Source organism: Rhodococcus sp. NKCM2511, assembly GCF_014905595.1.
Lineage (GTDB): Bacteria > Actinomycetota > Actinomycetes > Mycobacteriales > Mycobacteriaceae > Rhodococcoides > Rhodococcoides fascians.
Genome location: NZ_BNHJ02000001.1, coordinates 1,645,055 through 1,667,610 on the forward strand (window position 1 = coordinate 1,645,055; position 22,556 = coordinate 1,667,610).

Annotated in this window: 18 protein-coding genes; 4 read left to right on the forward strand and 14 right to left on the reverse strand. The window is 65.4% G+C overall.

Going from position 1 to position 22,556, the window contains the following annotated elements; all coding sequences use genetic code 11:
* Positions 1-25: 25 nt before the first annotated feature.
* Entirely contained in the window at positions 26-352 is a 327-nt protein-coding gene (locus JLZ96_RS07480) for a hypothetical protein (RefSeq protein WP_201009779.1), read from the reverse strand.
* A gap of 715 nt (positions 353-1,067) precedes the next feature.
* Entirely contained in the window at positions 1,068-2,189 is a 1,122-nt protein-coding gene (locus tag JLZ96_RS07485; protein WP_201009780.1) for a site-specific integrase, read from the reverse strand.
* A 272-nt stretch (positions 2,190-2,461) separates the two neighbouring features.
* On the opposite strand from JLZ96_RS07485, the gene JLZ96_RS07490 reads away from it, so the two are divergent.
* Together JLZ96_RS07490 and JLZ96_RS07495 are read left to right on the forward strand one after the other, a co-directional pair.
* The gene (locus JLZ96_RS07490) at positions 2,462-3,817 is read left to right on the forward strand and encodes an HNH endonuclease signature motif containing protein (RefSeq protein WP_201009781.1); all 1,356 of its coding nucleotides are present in this window, start codon (positions 2,462-2,464) and stop codon (positions 3,815-3,817) included.
* 223 nt (positions 3,818-4,040) lie between these two features.
* On the forward strand, positions 4,041-5,423 hold the full coding sequence (locus tag JLZ96_RS07495) for a DEAD/DEAH box helicase (protein ID WP_027495978.1): 1,383 nt from the start codon (positions 4,041-4,043) through the stop codon (positions 5,421-5,423).
* Positions 5,424-5,452: 29 nt separating this feature from the next.
* Here the strand turns inward: JLZ96_RS07495 and JLZ96_RS07500 are convergent, their stop codons facing one another.
* Positions 5,453-6,709 carry an MFS transporter gene (locus tag JLZ96_RS07500; RefSeq protein WP_032365954.1) on the reverse strand — a complete coding sequence of 419 codons (1,257 nt, stop codon included), beginning with the start codon at positions 6,707-6,709 and terminating at the stop codon, positions 5,453-5,455.
* 39 nt (positions 6,710-6,748) lie between these two features.
* On the opposite strand from JLZ96_RS07500, the gene JLZ96_RS07505 reads away from it, so the two are divergent.
* Entirely contained in the window at positions 6,749-8,779 is a 2,031-nt protein-coding gene (locus tag JLZ96_RS07505; RefSeq protein WP_236253851.1) for a DUF2232 domain-containing protein, read from the forward strand.
* The gene (locus JLZ96_RS07510) at positions 8,776-9,513 is read left to right on the forward strand and encodes an energy-coupling factor transporter transmembrane protein EcfT (RefSeq protein WP_032388623.1); all 738 of its coding nucleotides are present in this window, start codon (positions 8,776-8,778) and stop codon (positions 9,511-9,513) included. Before JLZ96_RS07505 ends, JLZ96_RS07510 begins: the two co-directional genes overlap by 4 nt.
* 1 nt (position 9,514) lies before the next feature.
* On the opposite strand, the gene JLZ96_RS07515 is transcribed toward JLZ96_RS07510, so the two are convergent.
* The 11 genes from JLZ96_RS07515 to JLZ96_RS07565 all read right to left on the reverse strand — a co-directional run bounded on the left by JLZ96_RS07515 (position 9,515) and on the right by JLZ96_RS07565 (position 22,537).
* The gene (locus JLZ96_RS07515; RefSeq protein ID WP_230591951.1) at positions 9,515-11,125 is read right to left on the reverse strand and encodes a VWA domain-containing protein; all 1,611 of its coding nucleotides are present in this window, start codon (positions 11,123-11,125) and stop codon (positions 9,515-9,517) included.
* A gap of 148 nt (positions 11,126-11,273) precedes the next feature.
* Complete coding sequence (locus JLZ96_RS07520) at positions 11,274-12,905, reverse strand: substrate-binding domain-containing protein (RefSeq protein ID WP_201009783.1); 1,632 nt, start codon at positions 12,903-12,905, stop codon at positions 11,274-11,276.
* Positions 12,906-12,925: 20 nt separating this feature from the next.
* Positions 12,926-13,357 (reverse strand): SRPBCC family protein, encoded by a 432-nt coding sequence (locus JLZ96_RS07525; RefSeq protein WP_027495972.1) that lies wholly within the window; start codon positions 13,355-13,357, stop codon positions 12,926-12,928.
* An 84-nt stretch (positions 13,358-13,441) separates the two neighbouring features.
* Positions 13,442-15,109 (reverse strand): cation acetate symporter, encoded by a 1,668-nt coding sequence (locus JLZ96_RS07530; protein ID WP_236253852.1) that lies wholly within the window; start codon positions 15,107-15,109, stop codon positions 13,442-13,444.
* On the reverse strand, positions 15,109-15,408 hold the full coding sequence (locus JLZ96_RS07535; RefSeq protein WP_236254075.1) for a DUF485 domain-containing protein: 300 nt from the start codon (positions 15,406-15,408) through the stop codon (positions 15,109-15,111). The genes JLZ96_RS07530 and JLZ96_RS07535 overlap by 1 nt, the downstream gene beginning before the upstream one ends.
* 201 nt (positions 15,409-15,609) lie before the next feature.
* Positions 15,610-17,352, reverse strand: coding sequence for a cation acetate symporter (locus JLZ96_RS07540; RefSeq protein WP_201009786.1), 1,743 nt, complete (start codon positions 17,350-17,352; stop codon positions 15,610-15,612).
* Between the two features lie 6 nt (positions 17,353-17,358).
* Complete coding sequence (locus tag JLZ96_RS07545; RefSeq protein ID WP_027495968.1) at positions 17,359-17,718, reverse strand: hypothetical protein; 360 nt, start codon at positions 17,716-17,718, stop codon at positions 17,359-17,361.
* A gap of 13 nt (positions 17,719-17,731) precedes the next feature.
* Positions 17,732-18,535, reverse strand: coding sequence for a LytTR family DNA-binding domain-containing protein (locus JLZ96_RS07550; protein ID WP_201009787.1), 804 nt, complete (start codon positions 18,533-18,535; stop codon positions 17,732-17,734).
* On the reverse strand, positions 18,532-19,704 hold the full coding sequence (locus JLZ96_RS07555) for a sensor histidine kinase (RefSeq protein ID WP_201009788.1): 1,173 nt from the start codon (positions 19,702-19,704) through the stop codon (positions 18,532-18,534). The genes JLZ96_RS07550 and JLZ96_RS07555 overlap by 4 nt, the downstream gene beginning before the upstream one ends.
* Positions 19,701-20,882, reverse strand: coding sequence for a S9 family peptidase (locus JLZ96_RS07560; protein ID WP_201009789.1), 1,182 nt, complete (start codon positions 20,880-20,882; stop codon positions 19,701-19,703). Before JLZ96_RS07560 ends, JLZ96_RS07555 begins: the two co-directional genes overlap by 4 nt.
* 29 nt (positions 20,883-20,911) lie before the next feature.
* Positions 20,912-22,537: a Na+/H+ antiporter gene (locus JLZ96_RS07565; RefSeq protein ID WP_032373083.1), complete on the reverse strand. Its 1,626-nt coding sequence runs from the start codon at positions 22,535-22,537 to the stop codon at positions 20,912-20,914.
* Positions 22,538-22,556 lie beyond the last annotated feature (19 nt).

Below are 22,556 nucleotides of genomic sequence, written 5' to 3' on the forward strand. Positions count from 1 at the left end.
TTCAGTTGTGGGTGATCGTCAACGGTCAGCGCTTCCGAGCCTGCTCGATTCGGACAACGGCCTCCCGGTGCTTGCGGGTCCACTCGTCGTCGCAGAATCCCGCGTGGGTGATCTGGTTGCGCTCAGTGCGGGCGTCCAACCCCTCGGCACGCAGTGCGAGCGTGAACATCGCCTCGGGGTGCGGGCCGTTGCACATGTCGTCCGATACGGCAGATCCGTGCACGTACGCCGACCAGTCGGATTGCAGCTTGACGTTTTCCTTACCGCAGAGCGGGCAGTGATCGAGTACCGCGAGTACTCGGCTGTTCGGTGCAAGCTCGGTGATCGTCGGGAAAGTCGCAGGGGAAGTCACGGTAGGTACCTCGGGGTGTGCGGGCCGCGATAATGCGGCGAAGAATGTGTGTTACTGGGGTCCGAGCGCATCGAGGTGCGCGCTCAAGGACTCGGGCTGGACGTACCAGTCGCAACCGCCTTGGAAGGCAATGATTTTTCTGCCAATCGCCAAGCGGACGATTCTACTGCGAGGGACGCCTAACTGCTCAGCAAGGATTCGAGCAGGGGTGTAACCGTCGTCATAAGCAGTCATGCTGTGTCCATTCGATATTCAGTTGTGTGGTCGAGCTTGAATCGGGGAGCCTGGACTGTCAGGCGGCGTGGACCATCGGCTGAGTCAGCGCCTCAATCTCGTTCATATCGACGCGGATAGCCCTTGTCCCAGGGATTTTGTATCCCTTGATGGTTCCGTCTGCGATGCGGCGTCGAATTGTCCGGGGGGACAGCACCCATGCCTCTGCTGCCACCTCAATGCTTGCAAGTCTTGCCCTCTGGCGTGCCATGTGTGCGTCCGTTCTGTTGTGTCATTGTTCTGCGAGTTCTAGCATTTCACAGGACATTTGACGCCGCCAGATGTTCCAGGCCATTCCAGAACAAGCCTGTCACAGTGAGTCAAGAGGTACCTTTTCATTCTGAGCGATCACAGACTCATGTAACGCTGCGGAAAGCTCTGTAGAGGTCAGTGCAAGGTGGGTACTAAGAAACCGCACATCGATATGACGCAAATCACACATCTACCGAGCGACAGCCTCAGTTGGCCACATACCCTCCACGAGATCCTTGTTTCTCGCGGCGGTCGAATGTGTGTACCGCGCACTCATGGCGGGCGAAGTGTGCCCCATGAGCGCCATATGGTCAGCGAGGGTTGCCCCTGCTTGCGCAAACAGTGTGGCCGCGCTGTGTCGCAGGTCGTGAAACCGGAAGCTGTCGTAACCGATCAACAGCGCTGCGCGCTTCAAATGAGGTCGGACAGTATTCTCGTGCGGAAAGTCGCCCGTAAGGGACGGAAACGCCAGGCCCGAGCTGCCAGCCAGAGCAAACCCCTCCAGGTGCGCAACGATTTCGGAAGCCAGCCCTGACGGCAGCGGGACTGTGCGCAGCGCAGCTGCCGACTTGGGCCTGCCCACGACGAACCTGCCCGCCTGCCTAGTTACAGACCGTCGAACGGTGACCGAGTTCTCGCTTCCCGAGAGTACGAAGTCCGAGCGACGTAACGCGGCAAGCTCGCCCCACCTGAGCCCCGAGAACCCAGCTACGAGCAGCAATACCTTCCAACGGTCAACCGTCATGGACTCCGCGAGCGACCGAATCTCGTTGGCAGACAGAGCAACCGGCTCAGCTACCCGGTGCTTCACAGAGGCACGTTTGATCCGGCATGGGTTCACAGCTATCAGCTCGTCATCGAGCGCTTGGTTCAGGATTGTTTTCAGCAGTGAGTATGCATTCGCGTTCCGCGTCGGGAACGACTCCAGCCCGGCGAACCAGGCTCGGACTTCGTTCGCAGACAGGCGATTCAGCGCCACGTCACCCAGAACCGGAAGAATCACTAGGTTCAGATGACTTAGATAAAGATCACGAGTTCTGGGCTTGAGTCGCGAACTCGACTCGGACAGCCATCGTTCGGCGTAATTCCGCACTGTGAGTGTCATTTTCGGCATTTCGCGCGGGTCGCGCCAGATACCCAACTCGATCTTACGCTGCTCGGTGCTCAGCCAGCCCTCCGCGTCAATTTTTGCCGCGAACGTTGCAGGTGCCTTATAGAGCCGACCATCGGGGCCGATGTAGCTGGCCTGATACCGCTTCGACGGAAGTTGCCGGACTCGACCCCAGCCACGCATGCCCTTCTTGGCTGCCATATTCGTGCAATCCTCGTGCAATAAGGGAGTGCAGATGTGTCACATTGCGTGCAATCCGGTCATCCGTGTATATTGCCATTCTACCAGCTAAACAACCTGTTTAGCCTGGTGGGACCACCAAGCTACGAGGCATCCTAATCAGGTTCGAATCCTGCCGAGGGCACCAGCCCCGCTTTTCGTCGCGCACTCTCAGATTTCACACCCCGCCCTATTGCACTACCTTCCGAACCGGCGTACATTCGAACATGCATTCGAGTACCGGGGAGGAACTCGTGGTCTCAGCTATACAAGAATCACCGCTCACATCCGCCGAGGTGTTGAGGTTCGTTGCGCGTCTTCAGGCGTCCGACATAGTTGTCGACGCAGCAGCAGGCATCGATCTCATCTCTGCTCTCGAAACCGTCAAATGCGTCAGTGTGGCAACCCAAGCCGTGGTGACCGATGCCGTTGCAACCGTAATCAGCACCGAACGTCGTGAACGTGGCAAACCGAAAACGCAGTGGCGCACCGGAATTGCGTCGCAGATCGGCCTGGCCCGACGCGAGTCACCCAACCGCGGCGGCACTCATCTCGGGCTTGCTCGTGCACTCGTTCACGAAATGCCACACACCCTGGCCCGCCTGAAAGCCGGCGAACTCAACGAGTGGCGCGTCATGATTCTCGTCCGCGAAACAGCATGCCTCACCGTCGAAGATCGCCGGACCATCGACGAACGCCTGTGCGCAGACCCCGCCACCCTCGCCGGTGCAGGAGATCGCACCATCGAAGGTCGCGCCCGCGCACTCGCCAACGAACTGGACGCCGCCTCCCAGGTCAAGCGGCGTGCAAAGGCATACGCAGCACGCCGAGTCAGCACCCGCCCCGCACCCGAATCGATGGGATTCTTCACCGCGCTCACCTCGATGGAGAAGACCGTCTGCATGTGGGCGACCCTGCGGCGCGACGCCGACACCGTCATCAACGCAGGTGGCGACACACGCAGCCGCGACCAGATCATGGCCGACCTGGTGTTCGAGCGAGTCACCGGCGCATCGGCCGCTCAGGGTCCACCGGTCACCGTCGACATCGTCATCTCGGATTCCGCCCTGCTCGCCGGTGGCGACACGTCCGCATATCTGCACGGCTACGGCGACATCCCGTCGGACGTCGCACGCCAACTCGTGCGCGACGCACTCGACGGCACACAGGGCAATGAGACGCGCGTCGCATTACGTCGCCTCTATGCCCACCCGAAAACCGGCGCACTGACAGCCGTCGAATCCACATCCCGCGCATTTCCCACCGCATTGGGACGCCTCATCGATCTCCGCGATCGCACGTGCCGCACCCCGTGGTGCGACGCGCCCATCCGGCACCACGACCACATCACCGCACACACCGCGGGCGGAGCGACAAGCGCCGAAAACGGCGCAGGTCTTTGTGCCGCATGCAATTACGCGAAAGAAGGCGAAGGCTGGACGGCCGAAGCACTACGAGACAAACGGAACGCGCGACATCGGTACAGGCTCATCTCACCCACCGGGCACACGTACGATTCGAGCGCGCCGCCGATGCCGGTGGTCGAGCTCTACAGCTCGCCGGCGGAGAACGTCTACATCGACGGACTGTTCGGCTCCGACGCCGCGTGACCGTCGACCGCGGGAAGAGATCGGGTCCGCACTCGGTTACACTCGGTATCGACGCGCGTAACTGCACGTCAGACGTCGTGGAATGCTCCCGAATCACCATGTGCACCCCGCACAGGCTTCTCTTACGGCGATCGAAACTGCCTACCGGCAGTCTCGCCACCTTGCATCTCGGCCCGAAGGCCCGCAGGTGCAACACCCTGCCCGAAAGGCACTTTTCATCACAATGACGACCCCACAGACTTTTGCTGCACTCGGAGTACCCCAGGCCATCGCAGACGTACTCGCGAGCCAGGGCAAGACCGAGGCCTTCCCCATCCAGGCCGACACGCTCCCCGACACACTGCAGGGACGCGACGTACTCGGACGCGGAAAGACCGGCAGCGGAAAGACACTCGCATTTTCCATCCCCATGGTCGCGCGCCTCGCCGGCCAACTCCCCGGCAACCGCAAGCCCGGCCGCCCGCGCGGACTGATCCTTGCGCCGACGCGTGAGCTCGCCACCCAGATCGCCGTCGCGATCGAACCCCTCGCCGCCGCATACTCGTTGAAGGTCACGACGATCTTCGGCGGTGTCTCGCAGGTTCGCCAGGTGTCCGCACTCAAGTCGGGTGTCGACATCGTCGTCGCCTGCCCCGGACGCCTCGAAGACCTCATGAAGCAGCGCCACCTGACGCTCGACGGCGTACAGATCACCGTCCTCGACGAGGCAGATCACATGGCCGACCTCGGGTTCCTGCCCGTCGTCACCCGGATCCTCGCCGCTACCCCCGACAAGGGTCAGCGGATGCTGTTCTCGGCGACCCTGGACAACGGTGTCGACAAACTGGTCAAGCGCTTCCTGCACAACCAGATCACGCACTCCGTAGACGAGGCCACTTCACACGTCGAGGCCATGACTCACAGCGTGTTCGAGGTCGACGGCGTCGAAGCCAAGAAGAAGCTGGTTCACCAGCTCGCCTCCGGCACCGGACGCCGCATCCTGTTCATGCGCACCAAGCACCAGGCCCGCAAGCTCGCCAAGCAGCTCACCGACGCCGGAATCCCGTCCGTCGACCTGCACGGCAACCTCTCGCAGGCCGCACGTGACCGCAACCTCGCGGCCTTCTCCTCCGGCCAGGCCCGCGTGCTCGTCGCCACCGACGTCGCAGCCCGCGGCGTCCACGTCGACGACGTTCAGCTGGTCGTCCACGTCGATCCCCCAGCCGAGCACAAGGCATACCTGCACCGCTCCGGCCGCACCGCGCGCGCCGGCAGCGCAGGCGACGTCGTGACCGTGGTTCTGCCCGAGCAGCGCAAGGACACCGCAGTTCTGCTGCGCAAGGCCGACATCAAGGTCACCCCGATCCGCGTCACCGCCGACTCGCCTGCAGTGGCGAACCTCGTCGGCGAGCAGGCCCGCTACGTCGAGCCTGCACCGAAGGCAGAGCCGGCACCGGCCCGCACCGGAGCCCCGCGCAACAACAACGCGCGACGCGGCGGCCCGGCCCGCTCGGGTGGACAGCCGCGCAGTGGTGGCCAGCCGCGCAGTGGTGGTCAGCCGCGTAGCGGTGGCGGTGGCCACAGCCGTCGCGCAGCGGGCCCGGCAACGAGCCAGCGCAGCCGCTGACCCGAACCTCTGAAACAGGAAAGCCCTCGCTACGAGGGCTTTCCTGTTCTGATGCTCACGACGGCAGCAACCGCGCACAAGCCGGCCGCGCCGAACCACGCCATCGTGTATGCGCCGGTGGCGTCACGCACAATGCCCGCGACGACGGACGCGATGCCCGCTCCGATCTGGTGTGAGGCGAAGACCCACCCGAACACCAGAGAACCCTTGTCGCCGAACACCTCTCGGCACAGAGCAATCGTGGGCGGAACCGTTGCCACCCAATCCAATCCGTAGATCACCACGAAGATGACGATCGACGGTTGGATGGTCGCCGACAGCAACCACGGCAGAAACAGCAGCGAGATTCCGCGAAAGCCGTAATAGGCCGCCAACAGATACCGCGGATTCACCCGATCGGTCAGCCAACCCGATGCGATCGTCCCGACGATGTCGAAGATTCCCACCACCGCCAGCAGACCCGCTGCGGTGGTTTCGTGCATTCCGTGGTCGTGCGCAGACGGTATGAAGTGAGTTCCGATGAGCCCGTTGGTCGTTGCGCCACAGATCGCGAATCCGAGCACCAACGCCCAGAAGGTTCGTACTCGGCTCGCGTCGCGTAGAGCCTGCACCGCTGCGCGCGCGGGGTTCACGGTCGACACCGCCGCCGGCGGGACGTAGTCGGCGGGTGCGCCGTACGGAGTCACGCCGACATCGGCCGGCATGTTGCGCAGCCACCGCAACACGAACGGCACCACGATCAGCGAGCCCCCGGCGATGAGGAACGACGCTGCGCGCCAACCGGATCGGTCGACCAGCTGAGCGATCAACGGCAGAAAGATCAACTGCCCCGTCGCGCTGCCCGCGGTCAACACGCCCGAGACGAGCCCGCGACGCTGTACGAACCATCGATTCGTCACCACCGCCGCGAACACCAGAGCCATCGACCCGGTGCCCAACCCGATCATGACGCCCCACGTCAACACCAACTGCCATGCCTGGGTCACGAACACACTCAGAGCGCTGCCCGCGGCCACGACGACCAACGCCGTCGACGTCACAGCTCGGATCCCGAAACGCTCCATCAACGCCGCGGCAAACGGTGCCGTCAGACCGAACAGCACCAGGTTGACGCCCACCGCCAGCGACAGCATCGACCGCGGCCAACCGAACTCCTCCTGCAGCGGCACCATCAACACACTCGGTGCGGCCCGGAACCCGGCCGCACCGACGAGAGCGAGGAAGGCCACCGCGGCGACGATCCATGCCGGATGAAGTCGCCTGCGGGTCGCGATCTCGGAAGTCACGCAGACAGTGTGCCTCAGTCGAGCTGGCACACTGGAGCGGTGACCGTCAGCGCTGCCCACCGTCCCGAGTCCGGGCCCCTCGGTCCGCAAGAATTGGCGACCGCTGCGGTGATGAGCAGCTTCACCGTCGCGCTGACGGTGATCGGCGTGCTGGTGCCGATGGCAGCGATTCTGCAGGTAGTCGCCGCTATTCCCATGTCGGTGGTGGCCCTTCGCTATCGCACGCGAGCATTGGTCACCTCAGCGGTGGCGGGCATACTCGTAGGATTCGTCGCGGCCGGCACTCAGACGGCGCTCACCGTGGCCAGTGCGGCATTGCTGGGCGGTCTGGTCGGCCGGGCGAAGCGCCGGAAACAAGGCCTGTTCGGCGTGCTCGTCACGTCGGCAATCGTCGGACCGGCACTCGGAGCCCTCGCGGTGCTGTTGCTGCTGATCCTCGTCCCGCTACGGCAGCTGTTTCTCGAGACGCTCCGCAACACCATCGAAGGCATCTCCCGACTGTTCGAGCGCGTATCCGCCCCGCAGGCCATCCCCGATGTGATTCGCAGCAGCAGCACAGCGGTACTCGACAACTGGTGGTGGTGGGTCGGCGGATCCATCGCATTCGGCATCGTCACTGGAACGCTGTTCGCGTGGCTGATCCTCACCGCCATCCTCGATCGCCTCTCGGCCATCCCCACCCCGGAGCCGTTCGTCTCGGGCATCGACGACGAGATCGCGCCACTGCCCGTCACCCTGACCGCCGTGGGCTACCGGTATCCCGGCAGCAGATCGGCAGCGTTGAGCGGTATCGACCTGCACATCGAACCGGGAGAATTCGTCGCGATCGTCGGCCACAACGGATCCGGCAAATCCACGCTGACGCGAATTCTCGCAGGCCGTGAACCCTCCGAGGGCTCGGTGACTCGTCCCGGCTCCACCGGACTCGGACGGTACGGCGGCACCGCAGTGGTGTTGCAGCGACCCGAAAGTCAGATCCTCGGTACCCGCGTCGCCGACGACGTCGTATGGGGACTGCCACCCGGCGACTCTCGCCCCGACGTCGACGCCCTGCTCGACGAGGTGGGGTTGAGCGGCATGGGTGCTCGCGACACGGCCTCGCTTTCCGGCGGCGAGATGCAGCGACTCGCTGTCGCCGCGGCCCTGGCTCGGCGTCCCGCTCTACTGATTGCCGACGAGGCAACCGCCATGATCGACGCCTCGGGCCGGGAACATCTGGTCTCGCTACTCGCGGCACTGCCCCGTCGGCACGGGATGTCGGTCGTACTCGTCACCCATCATGTCTCGGAAACTGTTGCCGCTGATCGCGTCGTACATCTACACGAGGGCATGCAGGTGGAGCACGACACTCTGTGGATGCAGACCAGGACCGGCAACGCTGCTGTTCTGCACGACAATTCGAGCCCGCGCCTGCTCGAACTACGCGACGTGCGGCACGTCTACAACAGGCGCACCCCGTGGGCACAATCGGCGTTGAACGGCGTCGACATCACCGTCAAGCGAGGCGAGGGAATTCTCGTTCTCGGCGGAAACGGTTCGGGCAAGTCGACTTTGGCGTGGATCATGGCCGGGCTTACCGGGCCCACCACCGGCGTCGCGCAGCTCGACGAAAAGGCGATGACGTCGCGAGTCGGCGACGTCGGGTTGGCCTTTCAGCATTCGCGCCTGCAGTTGCAGCGGCGGACCGTCTCCGAGGACATCGCCGCGGCCGCGGGGCCCGAAACCGGTTCTGCCACAGTGTCGGCCGCGATGGATGCCGTCGGCCTCGACCGGTCACTGGCCGCACGCGACGTCGACTCGCTCAGCGGCGGACAGATGCGACGCGTGGTGCTGGCCGGTCTGATCGCTCGTCGACCCCGCATCTTGGTGCTCGACGAGCCGCTGGCCGGACTCGACCCGCCCGGACGCGACGACATCATCGGCGTCCTCGCCGGCCTGCGTGAGCGCGGCGTATCGATCGTGGTCATCTCGCACGACGTGGACGGTATGGACGCCGTCTGCAGTCGAACCATCACGATGGCCGACGGCCACATCGTCTCCGATTCGATTCATGGGAGCGTGCATTCGTGACGACCGTCGTACTGCGCCAGGTTCCGCGGTTCTCACCCATTCACCGGCTGTGGGCGGGCACCAAGCTCATCGTGGTGTTGCTGCTCAGCATCACCCTCGTCGTGGCTCCGACGTGGCCTGCCCTCGGCATCGTGTTCGCACTGCTGGTCGTCGCGGCTGTCATCGCCCACATTCCGATCACGGCTCTACCTCGGCCACCGTGGTGGATCTGGGCGCTCTTCGGTGTCGGAGCACTGATCAATCTGCCCATCGGCGGCGCAGCGGTTCTGCTGTACTTCCGTGCCACGCTGTTCGTGTTCGTTCTGCTCGGCGCATCGATGATGATCGGGTGGACGACGTCGATGAGCGACATCGCTCCGGCGGTGTCGAAACTCGGTGCACCGCTGAAGAAGCTGAAGCTGCCGGTGGACGAGTGGGCGATCGCCGTGGCGCTCAGCCTGCGGTCGCTTCCGCTGCTCATCGAGGAGATGCGCACCCTCAACGCCGCCCGGCGGCTGCGACCGAAACCCGTGGTCAACAGTGCGTCGGACAATTCGCTGGTCGACATCGTGACCACGGTGATGTCGGTGGCCATCAGGCGCGCGGACGAAATGGGTGAGGCCATCACCGCACGCGGGGGCACCGGCATGATCACCGCCACCGAGGCACGTTTCAAGGGCTCGGACGCGGCGACACTGGTGGTGGTGACGCTGGCCTGCGCGGCCGCGATCACGATCAGCTTCCTGCTGCGGTGAGCTACTCCCCCGCGAGACGCTCGGTGCGCGAGTTCAAAGCCTTGACGAACACGTCCGGGATATCGCGGGGATCCTCCGCGACATAGCTCGTACCACCGGTGGCCGCGGAGATCTGCTGCAGCGCAACCGGATCGGCGTCGCTGGTGACGCCGACCGTGATGATCACGATGGGACGCACCGGATCCTGCTCCTTCTGCAGGGCGGCGAGAAGCTGGTCCAGAGAAATGCTGCCGTTGTCCTCGTTCGCGCCGTCGGTGAGAATGATGACGCTGTTGACGTAATCGGGGTCGTAGCCTTCCTTGACACGTCGGAACGCCGCCAGCGTCGTGTCGTAGAGTCCGGTCCCGCCTCCGACCAGAGCCGGTAGCCCACGGACTGCATCGAGAATGGCCTGACGCTGCGGCTTACCGTCGAACGTGTTGCTCACCGGGCCGAGCGGCACCAGTTCTCGGTAATCCTGCTTTCCACCACCGAGTCCGATGGAGAAGGCCCAGAGCCCCATCTGGGTCTGGTCGCTGAACAGATCGTTGGCACCGAGCGACGCATCGACGGTCAACGCGATGCGGGTGGAGTCGCCGGACTTCGCCGCCATCGAACCCGATACGTCCTCGACGACGAGGGTCCGCAGCGGCAACGCGAGCACCGCCCAATCGCGCAGCGTCGTCTCGATCGACAGCGGATTCTTGATTTCCAACGCGGCGACCGAGCCGACGCCTCTGCCGTCGGCCAAGGGGGTTCCACTCGACGTTCGGAAGCCTGCTGCAACGAGTGTGTCCGTCGCCGACTGCGAGGCCAGCACCGACGCCAACGCGGCCCCGGCGGCCTTGACGCGGTCGTACTCCGGCCCGGCCGGAGCCGTGACGGCGAGGGGGTAGTTGAGGAAGTAGCTGCCCGTCGACGGCACCGACTCGGTGAGCGACGATCCGGGGTTCGCTGCCTCGTAGGCCAGCACGGCCTGTTCGGTGGCGACGCTGGTTCCGCCCTCGGTCGCCACCTGGGCGACGAGGTCCGGGGTGTCGTGGGGCGTGTCGGCTATCCGGCCGAAGTCCTGTGCCATGGGCACCAGAGCGGCAGACACGGCTTTGGCGTCGGAGATCGCGACCTCGGACTCGGCTAGCGCACCGAGGATCGCAGCGTTGGACGCACTACTGGTGAGCGGATCGCCGATGCGTTGGCCCGGCATCTGCAGCACGCTGAGCCAGGTGTCGGTCACCGGGGCGGTATCGGAGGCCGACACCAGCACGGGCAGTGTGTTCGCCACCGACGTCTTGGCGAGTTCGGGCAGGGCTCCGGTCGAACGCAAAGTCTTGAGCAGCCACAACGTCGAGTCCGGGATCCACAGGTCGGGGCGGTTCTCGTCGGTACCTGCGATCTCGGTCGCCGTGTCGGTGGGGCGCTCGGCCCGCACCTCGAAGTCGACGCAGCCGCGGTCCACCTCGCCCGCCTGGGCCAGGATCTGCTGCACCGGTTCGGCGATCGAGGTGTCCACCGCGAGCGAGACCGTGTCCAGCGAATCGCACGAGTCCGAACCCGCTGCGCGTACGGCCTGGACGCCGAACCAGCCTCCGGCCGCGACCACGACTACTGCCAGCGCGGCCGCACCCCAGGTCACGACAGGACTGAACCTGCGACTACTGCCGCTGTGACGTCCTGACATCGCTGACTCCCCTACTTATACCCCCGACACGACTGTGTTGCGGGACTTCTCCGCACTACCCCACGTGACGGAGAGCACGCGGCGCACAGCATAGCCGCTCCCGTCAGCGACCGGAACGGCTTCTCAGTGCATTGACGAAGACGTTCGGTATTTCGGCGGGGTTTCGCGCTACGAAGCTGGTGCCCCCGGTGGCAGCAGAAATTTGTTGCAGCACACCCGCATCGGCGTCGTCGGTGATACCGATGGTGACGATGACGACCGGACGAGACGGGTCCTGTTCGGTACGCAGTGTGGCCAGCAGCTCGTCTAGCGAGATGCTGTTCGGGTCCTCGTTGGCACCGTCGGTGAGGATGATGACACTGTTCACCGCGTCGGGGTCGTAGCCCTGCTGCACGGTGCGGAACGCGGCCAACGTGGTGTCGTACAGTCCGGTTCCACCACCGACCAGGGACGGAAGGGTGCGAGTCTGCTGCAGCAGCACTTCCCGCTGGGTCGTGTTGCCGACCTTCTCGTCCATCCGCCGGATCGGAGCCAGCTCACGGTAATCCTGATCGCCGCCGCCGAGTCCGATGGAGAAGGCCCACAATCCCATCGACGCGTTGTCTGGAAACAGTCGATTCCCGGTCTCGCTGGCCTGCACCGTCATCGCGATCCGGGTGTTCGCCCCGGCGCTGTAGTTCATCGAGCCGGACACGTCTTCCATCACGAGCGTTCGCGACGGGAGCGCCAGCACCTGGTATTGACGCAGCACCGATTCGGCAGCCTGCTGGTCGCCGATCGCCAGACTCTCGACGGCACCGATACCACGATCCGAATCGAGGGGCGCGTCGTCGTCCGACCGAAAACCGGCCTCGGACAACATCTCCCGACCTCGATCGGATTCGATGACCGCGGCCAGTGCGGTGCCGACCGACTTCGCGCTGTCGTGCCGCTCGCCTGCAGGCTCGGTGACGGCCAGCGGGAAGTTCAGAAAGATGCTGCCCGTCGGCGGCACCGTCGCACCGAGTTCGGCACCGGTGTCGTTTCGGTACTGCAACATGGTCTGCTCGGACACCACGGCCACGCCGCCGTCGGCCACCAGATCGTCCAACCGGGTGGTGGGATCGGCTTCGCCTCGGGTGGCGGCCTGAGCCTGAGCGATCGGCACGAGCGCCGTGGACACCGCATCGAGGGCCTTCTCGTCCCCACCCGCCTCGGCTACCGCCCCGAGGATCGCCGCGTCGGAGATGGTGTTGGCCAACGGATTACCGATGCGCAAACCTTCGAGCTTCAGTGCGGTGAGCCACGTGTCGAAGAACGGAACCTCGTCCTTGCGGGTTGCGAGGACGGCCGGGGTGCTCGCCACCGACTGGCTCGCCAGGTCGATCAGCGACGCGGTCGATCGCACTGTCTTGCCGACCCACAGCGACGAATCGGGAATCCAGAGCGAGGGAACGTCGTCGCCTTTGGCTACTGCGGCCGACACCTGACCCGACTCCATCGCCGTCACCGTCACCTCGGCACAACCGAGATCCTCGGGCGCGGAGTCGTCGACGATCTTCTGCAGTACCGGCGTGATCGCGGGGTCGGCAGCCAACGTGTAGTTCGACGGGTCACCGCAGTCGCTGCCGAAGACCTTCTGCGCCACGAACACTCCGCCTGCGACGATCAGAAGCAGGACGACGGCAACGACGACGTACTTGGCGAACCCTCTGTTGCCCGTCGCGGACGACGGCGCACTGTGCCTACCGGGCATGCATCTCCACTCCTACACCGTCAGGCGTAGATCTTGACGAACGTCTTCAGCGAGTTCTCGATGTCGCCCTTGAGTGCGCGAGCGACACCGGACCCGATGGGTCCGAACAACGGGGCACCGCCCAGATTGACGTCGATCGTGATCTCGGACCCGTCGCCCTTGGACTTCACCGACAGGTCCAGACCGATCTTCACTCCGCCCTTGCCGTTGCCCTTGAGCTCGAGCTTCCGGGGCGGGTCGTAGGACTCGATCTTCCACGAGACGCGGTTGCGCATGCCCTTCACGCTGGCGATGGAGTCCAGGGTGGTGCCGACGGCCAGCTGCTCGGGTAGCTCACCGCGCCACGCTTCGTGGATGGAGAGCCACTGCTCGTAGCCGGACAGATCGGACGCATGCGCCCACGTCTGCTCGGGGGTCAGCGGGACGTCGAGGGAAACCTTCAGCTTGGCCACAGCAGGGATGGTAACCGCTGGACGAAAAATGCCCGTGTGAGGCCTTGCTCACACGGGCACTTCGCGAACAGTTCTACAGGTGGATCAGTGGGCGCTGGCCTTCTCCGCACCGATGCCGGTGAGAGAGCGAACCTCCATCTCGGCCTGCTTGTCGGTGTTCTCGGTGTCCTTCGAGATCAGCGTTCCGACGATACCGAGAATGAATGCCAACGGGATCGACACGATGCCGGGGTTGGACAGCGGGAACCACGCGAAGTCCGAGCCGGGGATCATCGACGTCTTCGATCCCGACACGGCCGGGGAGAAGATGATCAGCACGATCGTCGAGATCAGGCCGCCGTACATGCTGAACAGTGCGCCCGTGGTGGTGAAGCGACGCCAGAACAGCGAGTACAGGATGGTCGGCAGGTTCGCGGCCGCTGCGACGGCGAACGCCAGCGCCACCAGGAAGGCGATGTTCTGCCCGTTTGCGAGGATGCCGAGGCCGATGGCCAGGATGCCGATGACGACGGCCGTGATGCGCGAGACCTTGACCTGCTTCTTGTCGTCGACCTGGCCCTTCTTGATGACGCTCGCATAGATGTCGTGAGCGAACGACGCCGACGCGGTGATCGTCAATCCGGCGACGACGGCGAGGATGGTCGCGAAGGCGACCGCAGAGATGACGCCGAGCAGAATGACGCCGCCGAGCTCGAAGGCCAACAGCGGAGCCGCGGAGTTCTGGCCGCCTGCGGAGGCCAGGATGCGGTCGGGTCCGACGATCGCTGCGGCGCCGTAGCCGAGCACGAGGGTGAACAGGTAGAACGCACCGATGAGCGCGATGGCCCACACGACACTGCGACGAGCTTCCTTGGCGGTGGGCACCGTGTAGAAGCGCATCAGCACGTGCGGCAGACCTGCCGTGCCGAGGACGAGTGCGATGCCGAGCGACAGGAAGTTGATCTTCGAGGTGGCGCTGCCGCCGTACTGGGCACCGGGTTCGATGACGTCGCGAGCGCCGACGATCGGGTCGGCCGAGCTCGACACCATCGCCTGCGCGCTACCGAGAAGCTCGGAGAAGTTCAGGCCGAACTTGGCGAGCACGAGCACGGTCATGAATGCGGCACCGGCGATGAGCAGAACGGCCTTGATGATCTGCACCCAGGTGGTGCCCTTCATACCGCCGATGAGCACGTACGCGATCATCAACACACCGACGATGGCGATCACGATGGACTGCCCGGTGCGATCGGAGATGTCGAGCAGCAGTGCGACGAGTCCGCCTGCGCCTGCCATCTGAGCCAACAGGTAGAACAGCGACACGGTCAGCGTCGACAGTGCGGCCGCGGTACGCACCGGGCCTTGCTTGAGCCGGAAGCTCAGCACGTCCGCCATCGTGAATTTGCCGGTGTTCCTGAGCAATTCGGCGACGAGCAGGAGCGCGACGAGCCAGGCGACGAGGAACCCGATGGAGTACAGGAAGCCGTCGTAGCCGTAGACGGCGATGGCACCGGCGATACCGAGAAAGCTTGCGGCCGAGAGGTAGTCACCGGCAATGGCGACGCCGTTCTGCGGTCCGGAGAATCCGCCGCCCGCGGTGAAGAACTCCGCAGACGTCGCGTTCTTCTTGGAGGCGCGAATGACGACGGCCATCGTGATGAGGACGAACGCGCCGAAGATCGCGATATTGACGAGCGGTTCACCGACGGTGGTGTCGGCGGCCTGGGCAAGTGTGATCACGGAGGGAGTGGAGCCTGCGGAATGACCAATCATCAGTTTTGCGCTCCCTGGGAGGCTTCCATTTCGGCGCGCAGGGCTGCGGCGCGAGGATCGAGTTCACGGTTGGCGAACCGCACGTAGATGCCGGTGATGGCGAACGTGGTGACGAACTGGCCGAGGCCGAGCAGTAGACCGACGTTGATGTTGCCCCACACCTTGGTCGACATGAAGTCGACGGCGTAGGTGCTGAGCAGCACGTAGATGACGTACCAGACCAGGAAGAACCCGGCCATCGGGAACACGAAGCTACGCAGGCGGTGCCGGAGTTCCTGGAACTCGGGACTGGCCTGCATGTCGACGAACGCTTGCGCGTCCGGTGGCGAATTGGTTTCCGGTGCGGTCACCTTGGACTCCTGAAGTTGATGTGAGCTGTAGCTGACTCGGAACAGTAGTGAGAGTCAGGTCACAACATCAGGGGGTGGCGTCGATCACACGACGGGCTGCGGGAGTGTGCGACGAGCGGTAGCGCAGACCCGACGAACGGCCTCCTCTCGCTACAGCTCGCGCTCTCGGTCTTTGCCCATGTCGAGGCCTTCGGGCAGGTGCAGTCGGGCGAAGATTCGGGAGATGTCCGATGGCACCGTTCGCCGGGTGGCGAGGCTGACGACGATCATCGCGGCGAAGGCCACGGGAACGCTGACCGCGGCCGGGTAGCCGAGTATCGCTGCCGCCCAGCCCCCGAGGACGCCGTCGGAGATGGGGGTGACGACGGAGATCGACGCGGCGACGAGGGAGAGTCCGCCGCCGAGGAACAGCCCGGCCGCGGCTCCTGCTGCGGTGAGTCCGCGCCACCAGATGCCGAGCACGAGCAGCGGACACAGCGTGGACGCGGCGACGGCGAACACGAGCCCGACGGTACGCGAGAGATCCAGCGAGACAACGCCGATCGACAGTGCAAGTGGCACTGCGCCGGCAAGGACGGCCGCGACACGGAAGTCTCGGACCTTGCCCGAGAGCACGTCGGTGCTCAGGACACCCGCGATGCTGACCAGCAGGCCGGACGACGTGGAGAGGAAGGCGGCGATGGCACCGGCGGCGACGAGTGCGGCCAGCAACTGGCCGGGTACCCCCGACAGCACGGAGCCGGGCAGCAGCAACACTGCGGCGTCGGAGGCACCGGTGATCAGCAATTGCGGCACGTAGAGCCGGGCGAACACTCCCAGGACAGTCGGGAACAGATAGAACGTGCCGAGCAGGGCCAGCACGGTCAGCGAGGTCAATCGCGCGGCTCGGCCGTCGGGGTTGGTGTAGAACCGCACCAGCACGTGCGGCAGCCCGAGGGTGCCGAGGAACGTGGCCAGGATCAGTGAATACACCTGGTAGAGCGGGTGCTGACCGCCCAGTCCCCCGCCGGGCATCGCCCAGGCGCGGTCGGTGGTCGGTGCGCCGGCGACCACCGGAACCGGCGAGCCTGCGTCGAGGGTGAGCAGTGTCCCGGACCCGAGCCGGTGTTCGCCTGCATCGAGAGTCACACGTCCATCGACGCTCTGCTCGTCCAGGGTTCCTGTCACGGACACCACGATCGGTGAGTCGACCTGCACGAGCACGTCGGTAGTGATGTCGACCCGGGTCTGCTCGGCGACGGTCGGCGGGGCCGCGCTACCGACGCTGCGGTCGTCGGCGACGAAGTGGACGGTCAGCACCAGTGCGGGGATTGCGATCGCGGTGAGCTTGAGCCAGTACTGGAACGCCTGCACGAAGGTGATCGAGCGCATTCCGCCGCCGACGACGTTCGCGATGACGATCAGACCGACCGCGAGTGCTCCCACCCAGCCCGGCACTCCGAGGAGGATGTTCAGCGTCAGACCTGCGCCCTGAAACTGCGGCACCAGATACAACGCGCAGATCACCACCACCACGAGCATGGCCACGGTGCGCAACCATGGTGCGCCGAGCCGGAATTCGACGAAGTCGGGCACCGTGTACGCACCGCTCCTGCGCAGTGGAGCGGCGACGAACAGCAGCAGACCGAGATAGCCTGCGGTGAAGCCGACGGGATACCACAGCGCATCGGCACCGTACTTGGCGATGAGCCCCGCGACACCGAGAAACGATGCGGCAGAAAGGTATTCACCCGAGATAGCCGCGGCGTTCCATCGCGGTCCGACGGTCCGAGAGGCCACCAGGAAGTCGGAGGTGGTGCGCGCCAACCGAACTCCGTAGACACCGATGCCGACGGTGGCCACCGCGGCCACGATCAACGCAATCAATGTCGCGACGGGTATCGATCCGTTCACCGGCGCCTAGTCCTCGACCAGGCCGACGAACTCGGCCTCGTTACGCTCGGCGCGGCGCACGTACGCGCGGCCGACGCCGAACAGCAACGGATAGATGGCCACCCCCAGCAGCAACCACGGCAACCCGATACCGAACGGCGCGACATCGGTGAAACGGGTGAGCAGCATGCCCAGCAGGGGAATCGCGAACAGGATCGACAACGTCATCACTGCCAGGCGCAGCGACAGCAGGAGTTGCGCACGCACCAGGCTTCGCACCAGCGCGTCGCCCACCTCGGTTTGCTCCTGCACCTCGACGCGGGTGCGCACCAGGCGCGCGCCGCGGCGCTGCGAGAGCACCACCCGCTCCCGGTGCGGCTGACTCACCGCGCACCTCTCGTCACCGCGACGACCACGACTGCAGCGGACCGCGCACGAGCCGGTCCTTGAGTTCTCTGGTGTGCCGCCGGCTCACCGGGAGTTCACAGGCCGGCAGCGCGCCGGTGGCGCGCAGACACACCACCAAGCCCGAACCGACGCTTCTGATTCCGGTGACCAACGGAAGCGACACCAGATACGAACGATGCACTCTCAGGAAACCGGCATCGGCCCAACGGCTTTCGAGAGCCGAGATGGGAATGCGCACCAGGTGCGAACCGGTGGCGGTATGCAGCCGCGCGTAGTCACCGTCGGCCTCCACCCACGCCACCGACGACCGATGTACCAGCGTGGTGGTTCCACCGAGCTCGACCGGAATGACCTCGTCGGCAGCCGATTCGGCCGACTCGGCGGGCCGACGACGGGCGAGCAGAACACGTCGGACGGCCTCGGCCAAGCGGTCGTCGCGCAACGGCTTGAGGAGGTAGTCCACCGCGCCCAGATCGAAGGCAGCCAATGCCCGATCGTCGTGCGCGGTGACGAACACGACCGCAGGTGGCCGAGCGAACGCCGACAGGATTCCGGCGAGCTCGAGGCCGTCGAGGCCGGGCATGTTGATGTCGAGGAACACTGCATCGACCATGGATTGACCGGAGGTCTGCTTGAGTTGGCGCAGGGCGGTGGTCGCGTCCTGCGCGGTGTACACCTCGGCCACGGCCTCCTGCTCGCGCAGCAGGAAAGCCAGCTCGTCCAGGGCAGGCCGCTCGTCGTCGACCGCCAGCACAACCAGCCCGCGCGCCGAACCGGAGTTCGCTGGATGCGTCATGCCCGCACCCCCGGCCTGAACTTGGGCACCCGCATGCTCACTTTCGTGCCTGCTCCCGGTGCGGTGTCCACGACGAGACCGTAGTCGTTTCCGAAGGCCGCCCGCAGCCGATCGTCCACGTTCGCCAGTCCGACGTGGGCCGCATCCTCGGTGTGCAGGCTGCCCGATCGCAGTACCTCGGGGTCCATTCCCACTCCGTCGTCCTCGATGCTGATCACGGCGTCGGTGCCCTCGTCGGCGGCGATGATCGTGACGCGACCGCCGTCGGCCTTGCCCGACAACCCGTGCCGGACGGCATTCTCCACCAGTGGCTGCAGCGCCAGAAACGGCAGGGCCACCCCGAGCACCTCGGGAGCCACCTGCAGCGTGACCTGCAGCGAATCGCCGAACCGGGCCCGTTCGAGCGTCAGGTACCGATCGATATTGCGTAGTTCGTCGGCGAGCACGGTGAATTCCCCGGCGTTGCGGAATGAGTACCGGGTGAAGTCGGCGAATTCGAGCACCAGTTCCCGTGCCCGATCCGGGTCGGTACGGACGAACGACGCGATGGTGCCCAGCGCGTTGTAGATGAAATGCGGGCTGATCTGGGCCCGGAGTGCACGCACCTCGGCTCGGTCCAACCGCGCCCGCGATGCGTCCAGTTCGGCGAGTTCGATCTGACCGAACGCGTAGCGCGCGACCTCGGCGATGGCCCCGAGCATGCCCGGCCCTGGTTCGGCCACCACCGCGGCACCGAGCACCCCCGCCACCGGCGAATCCTCGTCGATCAACGGCTGCACCACCAGCGCTTTGACCTCGTGAATCGAGCCGAGCGGAAGCCTCACGAGCACGCGGCGCTGCCCGTCGACGGCGCGTCTGGCCGCCTCCACGAACGCCGGCGTCAACTCCTGCCACGGCCCGTCCCAGGCGAGCAGCGACGCACTCGGATCGCAGATACCCAATGCATCCGCCCCGGTCAGGACCCGAAGATGGGGAGCAGCGGCGGCAGCCGAGCGGGCATCGAGACCGTTCCGCAGCGGCTTCGCCGCCAACGACGCGGTATGCAGGGTGGCGTGAACCGCTCGCTCCTCCGGGGTGGTCAGATCGCGTCGCCCACGCAAGCTGATCAGCGCGATGGCGGTGACGATCGCCGCCACGATCACCGCCATCCACGCCAGTGCCGCGGTCATCGTGCGCAGGTGGTCGAGTTGGGCACGTTCAGGAAACGCTCGACGAGCCAGTCGACGCCGATCGCGTTGGCGGCCAGATCCGCGTGCCCCTGCTCGGGTTCCGCACGCAGTTCCACGTCGTCGCCGAGTCCGCAGGCTTTCGCTACGGCGTCGCGAGTCCACTGCGGATCGATCAGGTCGTCGCGCTCGCCGACCAGAACGAACAGCGGAACATCGGTGCGGGACGTCGGCAGCGCCACCGATCGGAGCCAGTCCGTCATTCGATTCGCGGCCCGGTCATCGGCCGGGACGGCATCGGCCGGATCGATGACGGCACCCGCGTCGGCCTTGGAGAAACCGAGCAGATCGCTGCACGCCGTCAGCGCGGTCACGTTGTCGGCGAAGGTGCCGCGGATGTAGTCGGAGCGCTCGACGCTCGGATCCGTGACGTGCAGACCCTCGTAGAGAAACGGCACCAGCAACTGACGGGACAGGGTCTGTTCGGTGTCGGCTGCGAAGTACCGCGTCAGATCGGCTGCAGGCGACAGCGCGGCGACTCCGACCAGTTCCAAACCGTCGCCGTACTCCGCATTACGCTCGGCAGCGGCCCAGACCGCTTGTCCCCCTTGAGAAGTGCCGATGGCACCCCATCGGGTTCCGACGTCGGGCACCACGGTACGCGCGGCGCGCACGGCATCGATGACGTCGTAGGCCGCAGCATCGATGTTCAGATACGCCGGATCTCCCGGAGTCCCCAGACCCTGGTAATCCGTCACCACCACGACGGTGCCGCGCTCGAGGAAGGGCGTCACCAGGCCGATGGTGCCCAACAGGTTCGGATACAGCGAGGGCGCACACTCGTCGGTGACACCGGTGGTACCGTGCCCGACCGAGACGATCGGCCAGCCACCGGCAGGCGCAGAACCCTTGGGCACGAACACGGTTGCCGATGTCTCGGTTCCGCCTCCGGTGACGCCGTCGGTGGTGCGGTAGACGATCTTCGTGGCGGATCCACCCAGGAAGGCGACACCGATGTCGACCTGACCGAGCGGCATCGACGACACGATCGACCCGCGGTCGGAGCCCTCGGGTGCCGGATTCGACGTGGGTGCCGGAGCCACGGGAGGCACGGCAGGCGAACTGCACGCGGCGAGGGCGAACACGAGTGCCGCGGCGGCCACCAGTCCGGTCGACCTCACTGTCTCAGCGCTCCCACTGTGTTCGTCGTCTACGTCGTGCGTCGTTCGATGCGTGCCTCGGCCGCGATCTCTTCCACGTCCAGACCATTCAACACTGCGCGTAGGGCTTCGTCGTCCAACTCCCCCGAGTCGCGGGCGGCGATCAGTGCGGCCCGCTGCGCGACCAGGACATTGTGCCGCAGGGTGTCGAACAGCGCGCCGGCCGCCGCGATTCGCTTCTCCCGGTCCTCGGTCTCGTCCGCGTCCATCCGGGCTCGCACCGACCGCCGCACGCGCGCGATCACCTCGGCTACCCGGTCACTGTCGACGCCGGAGATGCCGTCCTTCGCGGCCCGCTCGAGGTAGGTCTCGGCAGCCGTGCGGGCGATGGCCTGCGAGAGCAATCGTTGGTTGTCGTTGCGTTGCTGCTCGAGTGGATCGGCGACGTCCAACCTCCGAATAAGGAGCGGGAGCGTCAGGCCCTGCAGCAGCAACGTTCCGACTGCGACGACGAACGCGACGGCTTGAATCACCGCCCGCCCGGGAAATTCGTCGCCGAGAACGGTGGTGAACGGAACACCCGCGGCTGCGGCGAGAGTCACCACCCCGCGCATCCCGGCCCACGACAGCACCAGGTTCTGCTGCCACGTCAGGCCGTCGGCCACCCCCTCGCGGCGAAACACCGTGCGAAAGAGCAGGTTTCTCCCCGAGTTGAAGAAGATCCAGGCCGGACGAACGACGATGACCACGAGCAGCACCAGCAGCGCGTACCCGAAGATGTGATGCACCGGAAGACCCTCGCGCTGCACCTCGGAAATGACGAACTTCAGCTGTAAACCCATGTACGCGAACACGAATGCTTCCAGCAGCAAGTCCACCGTGGGCCACACCTGGCGCTCCTGCACCCGGGTCGAGACCGACACGTCGGCCGTGACACGGCCCAGTACGAAACCTGCGGTGACGACCGCCAACACGCCGGACGCGTGGATCTCTTCCGCTGCGAGATACGCCGCGAACGGTAGGACGAGTCCGAGCACAGTCTCGAGCGCCGAATCGGCGATCCGGTTTCGCACGAAACGAACGATGCGCGAGAGGACGAATCCGACGAGCACGCCGCCGACGATCTCGTACAGAAAGAACAGAACCGGTGAGCCGAGTTCGATGCGACTGCCCGTCACCGACGCAACGGTCAAGGTGAACAGGGTCAACGCAGCCGCGTCGTTCACCAGGCTCTCCCCGGTGAGGATGGCCATCATTCTCGCGGGCAGGCCGAGCTTGCGGCCGACGGCGATCGCAGAGACCGCGTCGGGTGGGGCCACGACGGCACCGAGCACGAGGGCCGCACCCAGAGTCAGCTCGGGAACGAGCAGGTTGGCGAAGTACCCGACGGCCACGGTCGTCACGATCACCATCACCAGACCGAGGCGCAGGATCTGGCCGATGTTGCGGCGAAAACTGACGAAGGAGTAGTTCAGCGCCGCGGAATACAGCAACGGCGGCAGCACGACACCGAGGATGAGTTGGGGCGAGAGACTGATGTGCGGCACGCCGGGCACGAACGATGCGATGGATCCGACGGTCACCAGAACGAGCGGGACCTGCAGGTCCAGACGCTTGGCGAATCCCGCGACCGCGATCGCGAAGATGACTACGAGAAGAAGTACCGGTCCGTCCACCCGCCCGATTCTGCCGCCC

What these genes read in the sequence shown, in the direction of transcription:
- JLZ96_RS07485 (WP_201009780.1), bottom strand. Translation starts at nt 2,189, where the DNA reads ATGGCAGCCAAGAAGGGCATGCGTGGCTGGGGTCGAGTCCGGCAACTT.
- JLZ96_RS07495 (WP_027495978.1), top strand. Translation starts at nt 4,041, where the DNA reads ATGACGACCCCACAGACTTTTGCTGCACTCGGAGTACCCCAGGCCATC.
- JLZ96_RS07520 (WP_201009783.1), bottom strand. Translation starts at nt 12,905, where the DNA reads ATGCCCGGTAGGCACAGTGCGCCGTCGTCCGCGACGGGCAACAGAGGG.
- JLZ96_RS07530 (WP_236253852.1), bottom strand. Translation starts at nt 15,109, where the DNA reads ATGATTGGTCATTCCGCAGGCTCCACTCCCTCCGTGATCACACTTGCC.
- JLZ96_RS07535 (WP_236254075.1), bottom strand. Translation starts at nt 15,408, where the DNA reads ATGCAGGCCAGTCCCGAGTTCCAGGAACTCCGGCACCGCCTGCGTAGC.
- JLZ96_RS07550 (WP_201009787.1), bottom strand. Translation starts at nt 18,535, where the DNA reads ATGACGCATCCAGCGAACTCCGGTTCGGCGCGCGGGCTGGTTGTGCTG.
- JLZ96_RS07555 (WP_201009788.1), bottom strand. Translation starts at nt 19,704, where the DNA reads ATGACCGCGGCACTGGCGTGGATGGCGGTGATCGTGGCGGCGATCGTC.